The sequence below is a fragment of the Cellulomonas sp. P4_H4 genome (assembly GCF_056400865.1).
This window is the reverse complement of record NZ_JBFUKL010000005.1, coordinates 258,164-272,232: the sequence shown is the minus strand read 5'-3', so window position 1 is coordinate 272,232 and position 14,069 is coordinate 258,164. Positions and strand designations below refer to the sequence as shown.

Here is a 14,069-nt window from a genome sequence, read left to right as displayed (position 1 = left end):
GGCCTGTCAGGCCTTGGCGTCCTCGGTGAACGCCGAGATGTCGGCCGCCGCGCTCGTGTTCGGCTGTGCCTCGCCTTCAGCGTCCGCCTCGGACTCGACGTCAGCCAGGACGGCCGCCTGCTGGGCGAGCTCCTCGGCCGCGTCGTCCTCGTCGGTACCGATGAAGTCGCTCAGGTCCACCGCGTTGCCCGCGGCGTCCTTGACCTCGACGCGGCGCAGCGCGACCGCGAGGGCCTTGGAGCGCGCGACCTCGGCGACCATGGTGCCGATCTGGCCCTGCTGGTCGATCGTCTGGATGAAGGTGTTCGGGTCCATGCCGTACTGGCGCGAGGCGCTGACGAGGTAGTCGAGCAGCTCGGGCTGGCTGACCTTGATCTCCAGCTGCTCCGCCAGGGTGTCCAGGAGGATCTGGTTGCGCAGCGCGGTCGTGGCCTGCTCGCCCACCTCGGCACGGTGCTCGTCGTCCTCGAGACGACCCTCGCCCTCGAGGTGACGGTGCACCTCGGCCTCGACGACGCCCTGCGGGATCGGGATCTCCGTGCCGGCGAGCAGCTGCTCGAGCAGCAGGTCGCGGGCCTGGACGGCCTGGTTCGAGATCTTCGTCTTCGACGCCTGCTCGCGCAGGTCCGCCGTCAGCTCCTCGAGCGTGTCGAACTCGCTCGCCAGCTGGGCGAAGTCGTCGTCGGCCTCGGGCAGCTGACGCTCCTTGACGGTGGTCGCCGTGACGGTCACCTGGGCGGTCTCGCCCGCGTGGTCGCCGCCCGCGAGGGCCGTCTCGAACGTCGTGGTCTCGCCGGCCGACAGGCCCGTGAGCGCCTCGTCGAGGCCCTCGAGCATGTTGCCCGAGCCGATCTCGTAGCTGACGCCGCTGACCTGGTCGACCTCCTCGTCACCGATCTTGGCGACGAGGTCCAGGACGACGAAGTCCTTCTCGGCGGCCGGGCGGTCGACGCCCACGAGGGTGCCGAAGCGCTCGCGCAGAGCGTCGAGGCGAGCGGCCAGGTCCTCCTCGGAGACCTCGACGTCGTCGACCGTCACCGCGATGCCGTCGAACGCGGGGACCGTGATCTCGGGGCGGATCTCGACCTCGGCGGTGAAGTGCAGCTCGCCCTCCTCGCCGGCGGGCGCGGCGGTCAGGCCGGGAACCTTGGTGACCTCGACCTCGGGCTGACCGAGCGGGCGCAGCTTGTTCTCGCGGACGGCCTCGGCGTAGAAGCCGGAAAGACCCTCGTTGATCGCGTGCTCCAGGACGGCCGGGCGGCCGACGCGCTGGTCGATGATCCGGGGCGGGACCTTGCCCTTGCGGAAGCCGGGGACGACGACGTCCTGCGCGATGTGCTCGTAGGCGTGCGCGATGCTCGGCTTGAGCTCGTCGTACGTCACCTCGACGGTCAACTTGACCTTGGTGGGGTCCAGGGTCTCGACGGCGCTCTTCACTTCGATGGTCTCCAACTGATCGGGTCCGGCGCCGGTGACTCCGGCGATCTCCGTGGTTCTCCGTTGATGCAGGCCGCGCGCAGGCCCGATCGACGGGCGCGCAATAGCGACCCTCGATCCTACGTCACGGCACGCGGTGGCCCAAAGCCAGCTCCTCGACCACGGCGGTTGCCCGCGCGACGCCGTCGTGACGTGCGTACTCGTCGGCGAGCTCGGCGGCCCGGCTGCGGTACGCAGGGTCGTCGAGGACCGTGAGGACACCCGCACGGACCGCGCCCGCGGTCGTCGCGTCGGTCGCACGGTGCGTCTTGAGGACCACGCCGACGCCGGACCACACGACGCGCGCGCCGACCTCGGCCTTGTCCTCGGTCCGCCCGGCGACGACCACGGGGACGCCCGCGGCGAGCGCCTGCTGGACACCACCGAACCCGCCGTTGGTGACCAGGACGTCGACCAGCGGCAGCAGCCGGTCGAAGGGCACGAACGGCTCCGCACGCATGTTGTCGGGCATCGCAGCGGCCGGCGCGGCGGTCGCGACGACGAGGACGTCCTCGAACTGCAGTCCTTCCGCCGCCGGCCACACGAGCGTCTCGGGGTCCGTCGCCACCGTCCCCTGCGTGACCAGCACGACCGGGCGGGCGAGCCGACGCGCGGTGACGACGTCGCCCCACCACTCCGGCGGGTCGAAGTCGTCGATCCCCGCCGGCAGGAACGGACCGACCAGCTCGACGTTCTGCGGCAGGTCGCTGCGCGGGTACTCGAACGAGGGCACCGACGTGTGCAGGACCTTCGTCGCGGAGGTCTGGGCCCAGTCCAGGAAGAACCCGGCCGGGACCTCGAGCCCGGCGTCCCGCACGACGCGCTGCGCCGCGTGCTGCGCCCTGCGGAAGAGCACCCGCCGCGTCAGGGCCGCGAGCGCCGCGTAGCGGATCCGCTGCGAGCGCGTCGTCGGCGGCTGCAGCCCCAGGCCGAACGGGGCGGTGTCGCGGCTCGAGAGCGACAGCGGCGTGACCGAGAACACCAGGGACGGGATGTCGTGAACGCGCGCGGCGATCCCACCGGCGATGAACGCGTTGTCCATGACGATGACGTCCGGGCGCTCGGCCGTGATGACGTCCTCGAGGTCCGTCAGGTACCCGGGCACCGGCGCGACGAACAGGTTCAGGACGTCCCACTGCAGTCGCCTGATGCCCGGCTTCGGAGCGCCGTTCTCCGCCGCCCACACGCCGGTGAGGTCCATGTCGCGACCGTCGACCATCGGCGACGCCTTGGCACCGACCTCCGAGATCGACGCCCTGAACGCCCGGCCCGTGTACACGACGACTTCGTGCCCAGCCTCGACGAGTGCGCGTGCCAGAGGGAGCGCCGGCCGCACATGGCCCGCGACGGGGGTAAGGGCGATCAGGATCCTGCTCACGTTCGGGTTCTCCCGGGTGTCGGAAACGTACCCACGTGAGGGGAGTCTGGCGCAGCTGGTGATACCCGGACCATCGAGTTTCCGTACCGGATCGCGCCACGCCCGCCCGCCTCACCCCCGGCGATAGGTCGTCCGGGCGTTGAGGAACGTGGTCTACGCAGCACTCGCGAGCTTCGCGACGTTCTTCCAGAACCTCACGTCATGACAGACGTCCGACCACGTGGCCGGCACACACCCGCGGGTGACGCACCCGACGAGACCGACGAGGTCCGAGCCTCTCTGTCGGGATGGCGGGATTCGAACCCACGACCTTCCGCTCCCAAAGCGGACGCGCTACCAACCTGCGCCACATCCCGGCGCACCCGATCGGGCCCGGGGGCCGACGGGTGCACGTTGCGCCCTCACACACCCGGTACCCTAGGTGCCGCGGTCCGGACTGCTCACACAGAGCCCGGACCAGTGCGGACGTAGCTCAATGGTAGAGCCCCAGTCTTCCAAACTGGCTACGCGGGTTCGATTCCCGTCGTCCGCTCACTCACTCGCTGTTCCCTACCCCGGCTCGTCGACGCCTCCGAGTCAGACCCGGCTCGAGGAGAAGATCGGGCGCGCCGGCCCCGCGACGGCCCGCTCTACGGTGGTGCCGTGGGTACCGCACTGATCACCGGGGCAGCCGCCGGGCTGGGGGCCGAGTTCGCCTGGCAGCTGGCCGCCGCGCGCCACGACCTGGTCCTCGTCGACCGGGACTCCGAGCGGCTCGGGCGGCTGGCCGGCCAGCTGAACGCCGCTGCGGGCGTCGACGTCGAGGTCCTCGTCGCGGACCTGTCGGTCCGCAGCGACGTGGAGCGCGTCGCCGAACGACTCCGGTCGACGGAACGCCCGGTCGGGCTGCTGGTCAACAACGCCGGAGCCGCTCCCGGGCAGCGGTTCGTGGGCGGCGACCTCGAGCGCGACGAGGCCGTCTTCGACGTCATGGTCCGCGCGGTCCTGGTGCTGTCGCACGCCGCCGTCGGGCAGATGACCGCGCGCGGGCGCGGCGCCGTCCTCAACGTCGCGTCGGTCGCCGCGCTCATCACACTCGGCACCTACTCCGCGCACAAGGCGTGGGTCCGGACGTTCACCGAGGGCCTGGCGGTCGAGCTGCGGGGCACCGGGGTCACGGCGACCGTCGTGTGCCCCGGGTTCGTCCACACCGAGTTCCACAACCGCGCCGGCATCGACATGACGTGGCTCCCGGAGATCGCCTGGCTGCACGCCGACAAGGTCGTCGCCGCCGCCCTTGCCGACGTGCGCCGCGGTGCGGTCATCTCTACGCCGAGCCTGAGGTACCGGATGGGGTCCGGAGCGGCCCGGGCGATGCCCCGCTCGGTCGTGCGGGCGATCGGGGCGCCTCGGTCACGAGCGCGATCTCGCGGCCTCCCGGGGTGACCACCGCCGCTCCGTCGAGTCCCCCGTGCAGGTCAGCGCGAAATGCTCCGGGTCGTCGAGAGCTGGCTGCGCGGGTTCGAATCCCGTCATCCGATCCCACACCCAGGCCGGCGATGGCGATCGTTCGGCATGCGTGGTGCGAGGCGAACAGCAGCCATCTGCGCCCGCCCCCGTCAGCGTAGGTCGGCGGGCACGAGCTCGAGCGCGGGCGTCGTCGCGCACGAGCGCTGCGATGCCGTCGGCTGAACCGACACCCTCGACGAAGTCCAGGTAGCGCATCTCCCCTAGGCCGCCGTGGGCGCCGCGCAGCAGGCGGCCGAGGCCCTCATGGTCGACGCGCCACAGCTCGAGGAGAGCGCGCGCCTCGACGGCGCCACGACGTGGATGGTGTTCCGGCACGTCGTGTTCCCGACGATGGCGCCGATGAGCGCGACGGTGGCGATCTTCGCGTTCCTCGCGTCGTGGAACGACTTCATGATGCCGTCGCTCATCACGGCGAACTCCACGCTGCAGACCCTCCCGGTGCTGCAGAACACCTTCCAGACCCAGTTCAGCAGCAACTACAACGTCGCGTACGCGTCCTACCTGATGGCGATGGCTCCCGCGATCATCGTCTACCTGTTCACGCAGCGCTGGGTGATGGCCGGCGTGACGCAGGGCGCGATCAAGTAGCGAGAGCGACGTACCCGCCTTCCCCCACTGCACCGCGTCGGACCGCCGTGGTGCAGTGGGGGATTCGTCACTTCCCGGCATCGACCGTCCTAGGGTCTTTGGCCCCTAGCGGGTCGCCCTGCCCGGCGAGACGCTGCATCTGGGAGGAGCCACGGGTGGACCCCGCGCCACTGCTCGCCAGCAGTCTCGCGCTCGTCCTCCGGGCCACGATCGGCCCGCTGCTGCGCCGACGCCACGGCGGAACCGATCCAGGCACGCTCCGTTCACCGCTGTGCCAGGGCTCTCGTACACGACGAGCCCAGGTAAACCGAGAGAGGGAGTGGCAGATGTTGCGCAGGATGCTTTTCGGACTCGTCACGCTGCTCGTCGCCGCGACAGCGGGGCTCGCAGCTCAACCGGCCGCAGCGGCGACAGGTCGGCCACCGGCTCACGTGTCGATCATCTCGACGACACATCTCAGCGGCGACGGGCGCTCGATCACCGTGCGACTGCTCGTCCAGTGCCGCCCGGTCGACGGCATCCAGTGGGAAGGCTTCATCAACGCGACCCAGGTCGGGGTCTTCGCCTGGGGGGAGCTGCCACTCGTCTGCGACGGACGCCCGCACATCGAGAACCTCACGCTCGACGGCACGGGGACGTTCACACCGGGCACGGCCGAGGTGAGTGCCGTGATCATGGACGAGAACACGCTCGACCAGTACGCGAGCGACGCGCGTACGGTGAAGGTGGTCGCGAGGCCGGTCCACGGCATCGCCTGAGTCGAGAACCCTCGCAGCGGTCGCCTGGGGTCGCCGCTCGACCCGAAGGAGAAGACGTGGACCTCACCGTGGAAGACCAGCCGACCGCGTTCGTCGCGGTGCTGCGCGAGCGCGTCGCCATGGACGCCCTGGCCGCCTTCTACGACCGGGCCTACCGGGCGGTCGCCCAGGAGGTCGCGGCTGCAGGGCTCGCCATCGTGGGTCCGGCATTCGGCTGGTACCGCGACATGCCGACGGACTCCGTCGACCTGGCCGCCGGCTTCTTCGTGGGCGCGGACACGGCGGACGTCCTCGGGGACGGAGTCGAGGTCGTCGAGCTTCCGGGTGGCCGGGCGGTGGTCGGGGTCCACGTCGGCAGCTACGACAGCCTCGCCGGTGCGTGGGGTGAGGTCCAGATGTGGCTCTCGAAACACCCAGCCCAGATGCGGGGCGACTTCCTCGAGGTCTACGTCACGGATCCCTCGGAGACAGCCGAGCCGAGCCAGAACGAGACGCGCCTGGTGCTGCCGATCATCGACTGAGCTCCCCCGCCTCCCCACTGCACAGTGTCGGACCGGCGTGGCAGGGTGATTTCGTCACTTCCGACAGTCGACGAAGGAGCCGAAGCCGTGCCCACGACCCTGAACCCGTACCTCAACTTCCGCAGCAGCGCCCGGGCCGCCCTCGAGTTCTACGGCGGTGTGCTCGGCGCAGAGCCCACGATCAGCACGTTCGGCGAGTTCGGCATGAGCGTCGAACCCACCGAGACCGACCTGGTGATGCACGGCCAGATCACCAGCCCGAACGGGCTCGTGATCATGGCCGCAGACACGCCGAGCCACATGGAGGTGGCGGACACGAGCAACATCTCGGTCTCGCTCAGCGGTGACGACCTCACCGAGCTCACTGGCTACTGGGAGAAGCTGTCCGACGGCGGCACGATCACCGTCCCCCTCGAGCCCGCACCGTGGGGCGACACGTTCGGGATGCTCGTCGACAAGTTCGGCGTGAGCTGGCTCGTCAACGTGACCGGCGCACCTGCGGCCTGAGGACGCGACGCCGACCCGCTCCCAGGAACGACAACGGCCCCGGTCCGGCTCCGCGACTCTCGTCGCGTGCCGTTCCGGGGCCGCTCGTCTGTCAGCACCTTTGAGCCATCGCCCACCGCGCCCGCTTGTCCTTGTTGCGCACGGCTTGAACCGCCTCCAGCGCCATTGGAGGCTGTCGATGACCAGCCACCCGGTCAGTGTCCGTCTGCCACTCTCGTAGCGGCGCGTTCCACTTCGGGTCGGTCGTTCGCGGCGGGATGCTGACACCGCCGCGCAGACCGAAGATCGATCGGTGACGACCGTACTACACATTCGGGCAGGTGTCCAGAACACCTGTGCGAACGGGGTTGCCTGCGGCTCTGCGCGACGGCGAGCGTGCGGAAGTCCGCGGTCGTCTGTCCGCCTGGTGGGGACCCTTTGCGCTGGCCCGGGCCCTGGCGCTAACGTCAACGCGATTGCGGTCTCGTCGCCTGTCCGGGCGCTCGAGCCGCCCGCCGAAGGAGTCCATGGGGCTCTGCCGGCCTCGAGTGCTCGGTTACGGAGGAAGCGATGCGCGCGCACACTGCCGCCCCCGCCGCCCTCCTGCGCGTCTGCGCGCCCGCCTGTTGTCGCTGTCTGTAGAGCGCTGGCTCTTCCCGAGCGCGAGGATGCCCTGATCCGGGGCTCTCCTCACGCCCCAGCGCTCGCCCCCGGAGTCAGCGACGGCAGCCCTGTCGTTCACTTCCCGCGTTGAGACTCAGCTGCCACCTGCAGTGCACCACCCGGGACACCCGGTGCCCCGGCGAAGTTCGCCAGTCCCCCGCCCGCCGCGACTGCGGCGGCTCGACCGAAGAGGAACCATGGCACGCATCTACGACGACGCGACGGCGCTCATCGGCAACACCCCGCTGGTCCGCATCAACAAGATCACCGACGGTGCGCCGGCCACCGTCGTCGGAAAGCTCGAGTTCTACAACCCGGCGAACTCGGTCAAGGACCGCATCGGTGTCGCGATCATCGACGCCGCCGAGGCCTCGGGCGCCCTGAAGCCCGGTGGCACGATCGTCGAGGCCACCTCGGGCAACACGGGCATCGCGCTCGCGTTCGTCGGCGCGGCCCGCGGCTACGACGTCGTGCTCACCATGCCCGAGACGATGTCCAAGGAGCGCCGCGCCCTGCTGCGCGCGTTCGGCGCCGAGCTCATCCTGACGCCGGGCTCCGAGGGCATGAAGGGTGCGGTCAACCGCGCCGACGAGATCGTCGCCGAGCGCGAGGGCGCCATCCTTGCTCGTCAGTTCGCCAACGAGGCCAACCCCGAGATCCACCGCCGCACGACGGCCGAGGAGATCTGGGCCGACACCGACGGCAAGATCGACATCTTCGTCGCGGGCATCGGCACGGGCGGCACCATCACGGGCGTCGGTCAGGTGCTCAAGGAGCGCAACCCGAACATCAAGGTCGTCGGTGTCGAGCCGGCCGAGTCGCCCATCCTCAACGGTGGCGCACCCGGCCCGCACAAGATCCAGGGCATCGGCGCCAACTTCGTCCCCGAGATCCTCGACACCACGATCTACGACGAGATCATCGACGTCGACGCCGAGACGGCCGTCGCGGTCGCCCGCCGCGCCGCCGCCGAGGAGGGACTGCTCGTCGGCATCTCCTCGGGCGCCGCGCTGCACGCCGCGACCCTGCTGGCCAAGCGTCCCGAGAACGCGGGCAAGCTGATCGTCGCGATCATCCCGTCGTTCGGCGAGCGCTACCTGTCCACCGTGCTCTACGCGGACCTGCTCGACTGACCGTCCTGCACGCACCCGGTGCCCGCCGTCCGCGGCGGGCACCGGTGTCCCCCCTCCGATCCCCACAGGACGAAGCCCCCCGATGTCCGCACGACACTCCCTGTTCGCGACGCTCCAGGAAGACCTCGAAGCCGCCCGGCACCGCGATCCCGCGGCCCGCTCGCTCGCCGAGGTCGCCCTGGGCTACCCCGGCGTGCACGCGGTCTGGGTGTACCGGCTCGCCCACCGGATGTGGCAACGTCCGGGCCTGCAGCTCCCCGCCCGTCTCGTCTCACAGCTCGCCCGGGCGCTCACCGGCATCGAGATCCACCCCGGGGCCCGTCTCGGGCGTCGGCTCTTCATCGACCACGGCATGGGTGTCGTGATCGGCGAGACCGCCGAGGTGGGCGACGACGTGGTCCTGTTCCACGGCTCGACGCTGGGCGGCAAGTCCATGCGGCACGGCAAGCGTCACCCGACGATCGGCGACGGAGTCGTCGTCGGTGCCGGCGCCAAGATCCTCGGTCCGGTCTGGGTCGGCGCCGGGGCACAGGTGGGCGCGAACGCGGTGGTCATCCACGACGTTCCTGCTGGCGCGATCGCGGTCGGGGTTCCGGCCCAGATCCGGCTGCGGCCCACCGCCGCCCCTTTCGACGCCGAGATCGACGACCCGGCGATCTACATCTGAGGTCCGCCTCGAGACTCGGGAGATCCGCGCGGCAGGAGCCGCGCGGATCTTCTGTCTGTCCGACGGACTTGTTCTAGTTGTAATCAAACAACTAGGCTGTGATCATGCTCCTGCGGATCGACCCCACCTCCACCGAACCGCTGTTCGCCCAGCTGGCCGGACAGGTGCGGGCGGCCATCGCGCGCGGCGAGCTCGGTGTCGGCGAGCGCCTGCCGGGCGCGCGAGAGCTCGCTGCCTCGCTCGACATCAACCTGCACACGGTGCTGCGTGCCTACCAGGACCTGCGCGACGAAGGGCTGATCGAGCTGCGCCGCGGCCGCGGAGCCGTCGTGACCGCCGCGCCGCAGGACAACGCCGAGCTGCACGCCGCGATCGGCGAGCTCGTCCGGGTGTCGCGCTCGCTCGGCGTCGCCCCCCAGACCACCACCGCCCTCGTCAAGGAGGCCCTCCGTTGAGCACCGTCCCGCACCGCGCCATGACGACCGTCCTCACCCTGGCGCTCCCCGCCGCGTTCGTCGGCACGACGCTCGCGGCCGCGGCGGCGTGGTCGGACGAGCTGCCCGACCCGGTCGCCGTGCACTTCGGCACCGACGGGCCCGACGGGTTCTCGTCGCTCGCCGGCCTGCTCTGGCCCTCGACGCTCACGACCGCACTCGTCGCGCTCGGCTGCTGGGCGCTCGCGTTCTTCTGGGGTCGCGCCTCGATCGTCCGGCGGACCGCGTCGGGCACCGCGGTCGGTCTCGCGGCGTTCCTGGCCGCGCTGGTCATCGGCATCCTCGACCTGCAGCGTGGCCTCGCCGACGCTGCGCAAGCCGGCGACGTCGGCACGGTGACCGGGGTCGCGATCGGCGTCGGTGTCGTCGCGGCGGCGATCGGTGCATGGCTCATGCCGGGCGACCCGCGCCAGCCGACGAGCGAGTCCGTCCCCACGGATGCACCGCGTCTCGCGCTCGGCGCCGAGGAGACGGCCGCCTGGGTCGCGCACGCGCAGAGCCGGTCGATGCTGGTCGCCGGCGGCGCCGCGACCCTCTTCGTGCTGGCCGTCGCCGTCCTGGTCGAGATCTGGGCGCTCGCGCTCGTCGCCGTCGCGCTGGCCGTCCTGATGCTGGCCATGGCCAGGTTCTCGGTCGTCGTCGACCGCCGCGGGCTCACCGCGCGCTCCGCCCTCGGCTGGCCCCGCATCACGGTCCCGCTCGACGAGGTGACGCAGGCCGAGGTGGTCGACGTGTCACCGTTCCCCGAGTTCGGCGGCTGGGGCTACCGCGTCGGTCGCGGCGGCCGGGTCGGCATCGTCCTGCGTTCCGGCCCCGCGCTGCAGGTCGAGCGCACCGGCGGACGCGCGTTCGTCGTCACGGTCGACGACGCCGCCACGGGCGCCGCACTGCTCAACACCCTCGCGGCGCGCGGCCGCGTCGACCCGACAAGCGATACCCGCGGTAGCAGGTAGCCTGACGCAGGCGTCGACGGCGACGCCGGACCGAGAGGACTGACGATGCGGCTGGGCTATCACACGGGCTACTGGTCGGCGGGTCCCCCGCCCGGTGCGCAGGAGGCGGTCCTCGGCGCGGAGCAGCTCGGGTTCGACTCCGTCTGGACGGCGGAGGCGTACGGCTCCGACGCGTTCACCCCGCTCGCGTGGTGGGGTTCGCGGACGTCACGGATCCGGCTCGGCACGGCGATCGCCCAGATCTCGGCGCGCACGCCGACGGCTACCGCGATGGCCGCCCTGACCCTCGACCACCTCTCAGGCGGCCGGTTCGTCCTCGGACTGGGTGCCTCTGGACCGCAGGTCGTCGAGGGCTGGTACGGCCAGCCGTACCCCAGGCCGCTCGCCCGCACGCGCGAGTACGTCGCGATCGTGCGCCAGGTGCTCGCGCGTGAGGCGCCCGTGACGTTCGACGGCCAGTTCTACCGGCTCCCCCTGCCCGCGGACGAAGGCTCCGGCCTGGGCAAGGCGTTGCGCTCGACCGTGCACCCGCTGCGCGCCGACCTACCGATCCACCTGGCTGCCGAGGGTCCGCGCAACATCGCGATGACGGCCGAGATCGCCGACGGCTGGCTCCCCCTCTTCTACTCCCCGCGCATGGACGGCTCGTACCGTGACCTGCTCGACGAGGGGTTCGCCAAGCGCGGGCGACCGGCGGACGGCTTCGAGGTCGTCGCGACGGTCCCGGTCGTGCTCGGCGACGACATCGAGTCCGCTGCCGACTCGGTGCGGCCCTTCATCGCGCTCTACGCCGGCGGCATGGGCGCCAAGGGGGCCAACTTCCACCGCGACGTGCTGGACCGCCTGGGATACGCCGAGGCGTGCGACGAGATCCAGGCGCACTACCTGGCCGGGGACCGCGCCCGCGCGACGGCCGCGGTGCCCCTGGAGCTGGTCCGCGACATCGCGCTCGTCGGCACGGCGGACGACATCCGCGAGCAGCTGCCGGCGTGGCAGTCGACGGCGATCACGACGATGCTCGTCCAGGCCGACCCGCGCACGCTGCCCGCGATCGGCGCCGTCCTGTCGTCGACCCCCTGACCCGGATGGACGACGACTACGCCGAGGCCGTGCTCGACCTCGTCGCCCAGATCCCGCCGGGCCGTGCGATGACCTACGGGCTGATCGCGGAGATCGTCGGGGACCGTTTCGAGGCGGTCGAAGGGCGACGTCGCGGCGGGCCGCGCCAGGTGGGCAACGTGCTCGGCCGGACGGGGTCCGACGTGCCCTGGTGGCGGGTGGTCAACACGAGCGGTCGACCGCCCGAGCGGCACCTGCAGCGGGCTCTGGAGGAGCTGCGCGCCGAGCGCACTCCCCTGTCCGCCGACGGCACCCGGGTCGCCCTGCGACAGGCTGTCTGGTTCCCCGACGACTGAGCGTGTCGTGTGAGGTCTCGTCCAGCGCCCGACGTAGCCTGGCTGCGCGCCGACGGCCGCGACCCGGCCCGCGCGAGGTACAGCTGGGGGTTCCATGATCACGACCGAGCAGGGCACGACGCTCGAGCGTCCGGCCTCCCTCGGTACCCCGGCACCACCGCGGATGCCCCATCTCCGCGGACTCGACGGCATCCGCGCGCTGGCCGTGGCCGGCGTGGTGATCTACCACCTCGGCGCGCCGTGGATGCGTGGGGGGTTCCTGGGAGTCGACGTCTTCTTCGTCCTCTCCGGCTACCTCATCACGACGCTGATCCTCGACGAGGTCGAGCGCACCGGGCGGTTCTCCTTCAGGAGCTTCTACGTGCGCCGCGCCCGTCGCCTGCTGCCCGCGCTGGGTCTCCTGCTCCTCGTCGTGGCGGGCGTCGGGTTGGTCTTCCGCAGCGAGGCGGCCGAGCTGCGCGGGGACATCGTGGCCGCGCTCGGCTACGCCTCGAACTGGTGGCAGATCGCGGCCGACCGCTCGTACTTCGAGCTCGTCAGCCGTCCGCCGCTGCTGCAGCACCTGTGGTCGCTCGCGATCGAGGAGCAGTTCTACCTCGTGTTCCCGCTGGTCGCGCTGCTCGCGATCCGGTGGGGTCGCGCCAGGGTCGGCCAGCTCGCCGCGGTGCTCGCGATCGGCTCGACGGTCGCGATGGGCGCCATCGCGATCCGGACCTCGACGCCCGTCCCGAACGACCCGAGCCGCGTGTACTTCGGCACCGACACCCACTCGATGGGGCTGCTCGTCGGCGCCGCCATGGCGTCCGTGTGGATGCCGTGGCGGACCTGGCAGCGTGCCGGCTCCTGGGCCCAGGAACGCGGAATGTCCGTGCGTCGGTTCGAGGCGGGCGTCACGGACGTCCTCGGCGTGCTCGCCCTGCTCGCCGTCGTGTCGGCCTTCATCTGGGTCGACGAGTTCAGCGCGGCTCTCTACCGCGGCGGGTTCCTCGCGTTCTCGGTGGTCGCGGCGATCCTGATCGGTGCGGTCGCGGACCCGGCGGGCGTCCTCGGCCGCCAGCTCGGCCGCCAACCGCTGCGCTGGCTGGGCGAGCGGTCGTACGGCATCTACCTGTGGCACTGGCCTGTGTTCGTGCTCAGCCGTCCGGGCATCGACGTGGAGGCGTCGCCGTGGCTCGCGACCCCCGTGCGCATCGCTGCCGTCCTCGCCCTGGCCGAGGTCTCCTACCGGTGCGTCGAGCTGCCGATCCGGCGCGGGGCCCTGGGCAGGGCGATGGCCGGTGCGCGCCGTACCGGCGCGGTGCACCGACGGGCGACCCTCCAGGTCGGAGCCGTCGCCACCGGGCTCGTGGTCGTCGCGGTCAGCGTCGCCGTCGCGCTCGCGCAGGTGCCCACCGCGACGGCCGCCGGCAACACGTGGCAGCCCGGGACCACGCCCGCGGTCCGCCTGACTCCGTCACCCACGCTCGCTGCCCCCGAGCGACCGCACCCGATGGCGCACCTGCCCGCGACGACGCCGTCCCCGGCGCCCGCACCTGCCGCCGCCCCGCCGCCGCCGCCCGACCCGATCGGTGGGGCGTCGGCGTTCGGCGACTCCGTGATGCTCGGCGCGGCTGCCGACCTCAACGCGCGCGGCATCGGCGTCGACGCGGCCGAGTCCCGGCAGTTCGGCGTCATGGCGGACCTCGTGCTCGCGGCCGCCGCGGCCGGAACGCTCGGGCACACCGTGATCGTGCACGGCGGTACGAACGGCCCGATCGACGAGGCAGCGCTGCGACGTCTGCTCGACAGCACGCGCGACCGACGGATGTACCTGGTCAACGTGCACGTCCCGCGCACCTGGCAGAGCTTCAACGACGACCTGTTCGCGCGCGTCGCCCCTGAGTACCCGAACGTGCACGTCCTCGACTGGTCCACGTTGGCGACGGCGAACCGCCCGTGGCTCTACGACGACGACATCCACCTGCGTCCGGGCGGCGGACGCGAGGGCTACGCGGCCTGGATCCTGGCGTCGATCCAGCCGTCGTGAGG

Annotated in this window: 13 protein-coding genes, 2 tRNA genes and 1 pseudogene; 13 read left to right on the top strand and 3 right to left on the bottom strand. The window is 71.6% G+C overall.

From position 1 onward, the window contains the following. Positions 1-6: 6 nt before the first annotated feature. The 3 genes from tig to AC1DPN_RS15820 form a co-directional block, all read right to left on the bottom strand. Positions 7-1,437: a trigger factor gene (gene tig, locus AC1DPN_RS15830; protein WP_477085724.1), complete on the bottom strand. Its 1,431-nt coding sequence runs from the start codon at positions 1,435-1,437 to the stop codon at positions 7-9. Between the two features lie 124 nt (positions 1,438-1,561). Further along, the gene (locus AC1DPN_RS15825) at positions 1,562-2,854 is read right to left on the bottom strand and encodes a glycosyltransferase (protein ID WP_477085723.1); all 1,293 of its coding nucleotides are present in this window, start codon (positions 2,852-2,854) and stop codon (positions 1,562-1,564) included. Between the two features lie 282 nt (positions 2,855-3,136). Then, positions 3,137-3,210, bottom strand: a tRNA-Pro gene (locus AC1DPN_RS15820). A gap of 105 nt (positions 3,211-3,315) precedes the next feature. Between AC1DPN_RS15820 and AC1DPN_RS15815 the strand changes: the two genes are divergently transcribed. The 13 genes and pseudogenes from AC1DPN_RS15815 (at position 3,316) to AC1DPN_RS15755 (ending at position 14,067) form a co-directional block, all read left to right on the top strand. Beyond that, a tRNA-Gly gene (locus tag AC1DPN_RS15815) sits at positions 3,316-3,386 on the top strand. Positions 3,387-3,496: 110 nt separating this feature from the next. After that, positions 3,497-4,279 carry an SDR family NAD(P)-dependent oxidoreductase gene (locus AC1DPN_RS15810; RefSeq protein ID WP_477085722.1) on the top strand — a complete coding sequence of 261 codons (783 nt, stop codon included), beginning with the start codon at positions 3,497-3,499 and terminating at the stop codon, positions 4,277-4,279. Positions 4,280-4,621: 342 nt separating this feature from the next. Continuing rightward, a pseudogene (locus tag AC1DPN_RS15805) lies at positions 4,622-4,951 on the top strand (carbohydrate ABC transporter permease); the annotation flags it as partial. A 338-nt stretch (positions 4,952-5,289) separates the two neighbouring features. Beyond that, positions 5,290-5,709 (top strand): hypothetical protein, encoded by a 420-nt coding sequence (locus AC1DPN_RS15800; protein WP_477085721.1) that lies wholly within the window; start codon positions 5,290-5,292, stop codon positions 5,707-5,709. Positions 5,710-5,765: 56 nt separating this feature from the next. Next, entirely contained in the window at positions 5,766-6,230 is a 465-nt protein-coding gene (locus tag AC1DPN_RS15795; RefSeq protein ID WP_477085720.1) for a GyrI-like domain-containing protein, read from the top strand. A gap of 87 nt (positions 6,231-6,317) precedes the next feature. After that, the gene (locus AC1DPN_RS15790; protein ID WP_477085719.1) at positions 6,318-6,737 is read left to right on the top strand and encodes a VOC family protein; all 420 of its coding nucleotides are present in this window, start codon (positions 6,318-6,320) and stop codon (positions 6,735-6,737) included. Between the two features lie 839 nt (positions 6,738-7,576). After that, entirely contained in the window at positions 7,577-8,512 is a 936-nt protein-coding gene (gene cysK, locus AC1DPN_RS15785) for a cysteine synthase A (RefSeq protein ID WP_477085718.1), read from the top strand. Positions 8,513-8,594: 82 nt separating this feature from the next. Further along, entirely contained in the window at positions 8,595-9,179 is a 585-nt protein-coding gene (epsC, locus tag AC1DPN_RS15780) for a serine O-acetyltransferase EpsC (RefSeq protein WP_477085717.1), read from the top strand. Between the two features lie 104 nt (positions 9,180-9,283). Then, positions 9,284-9,634 (top strand): GntR family transcriptional regulator, encoded by a 351-nt coding sequence (locus tag AC1DPN_RS15775; RefSeq protein WP_477085716.1) that lies wholly within the window; start codon positions 9,284-9,286, stop codon positions 9,632-9,634. Then, on the top strand, positions 9,631-10,626 hold the full coding sequence (locus tag AC1DPN_RS15770; RefSeq protein WP_477085715.1) for a DUF1648 domain-containing protein: 996 nt from the start codon (positions 9,631-9,633) through the stop codon (positions 10,624-10,626). Before AC1DPN_RS15775 ends, AC1DPN_RS15770 begins: the two co-directional genes overlap by 4 nt. Before the next feature lie 45 nt (positions 10,627-10,671). Next, positions 10,672-11,706 carry an LLM class F420-dependent oxidoreductase gene (locus tag AC1DPN_RS15765; protein WP_477085714.1) on the top strand — a complete coding sequence of 345 codons (1,035 nt, stop codon included), beginning with the start codon at positions 10,672-10,674 and terminating at the stop codon, positions 11,704-11,706. 5 nt (positions 11,707-11,711) lie between these two features. After that, positions 11,712-12,041, top strand: coding sequence for an MGMT family protein (locus AC1DPN_RS15760; RefSeq protein WP_477085713.1), 330 nt, complete (start codon positions 11,712-11,714; stop codon positions 12,039-12,041). Between the two features lie 94 nt (positions 12,042-12,135). Further along, complete coding sequence (locus tag AC1DPN_RS15755; protein WP_477085712.1) at positions 12,136-14,067, top strand: acyltransferase family protein; 1,932 nt, start codon at positions 12,136-12,138, stop codon at positions 14,065-14,067. The last annotated feature ends 2 nt before the right edge of the window (positions 14,068-14,069 follow it).

Excerpts from the sequence above, each read along its gene's own strand:
- AC1DPN_RS15760 (WP_477085713.1), top strand. The coding sequence starts at position 11,712 with ATGGACGACGACTACGCCGAGGCCGTGCTCGACCTCGTCGCCCAGATC.
- AC1DPN_RS15755 (WP_477085712.1), top strand. The coding sequence starts at position 12,136 with ATGATCACGACCGAGCAGGGCACGACGCTCGAGCGTCCGGCCTCCCTC.
- AC1DPN_RS15800 (WP_477085721.1), top strand. The coding sequence starts at position 5,290 with ATGCTTTTCGGACTCGTCACGCTGCTCGTCGCCGCGACAGCGGGGCTC.
- AC1DPN_RS15765 (WP_477085714.1), top strand. The coding sequence starts at position 10,672 with ATGCGGCTGGGCTATCACACGGGCTACTGGTCGGCGGGTCCCCCGCCC.
- epsC (WP_477085717.1), top strand. The coding sequence starts at position 8,595 with ATGTCCGCACGACACTCCCTGTTCGCGACGCTCCAGGAAGACCTCGAA.
- cysK (WP_477085718.1), top strand. The coding sequence starts at position 7,577 with ATGGCACGCATCTACGACGACGCGACGGCGCTCATCGGCAACACCCCG.
- AC1DPN_RS15775 (WP_477085716.1), top strand. The coding sequence starts at position 9,284 with ATGCTCCTGCGGATCGACCCCACCTCCACCGAACCGCTGTTCGCCCAG.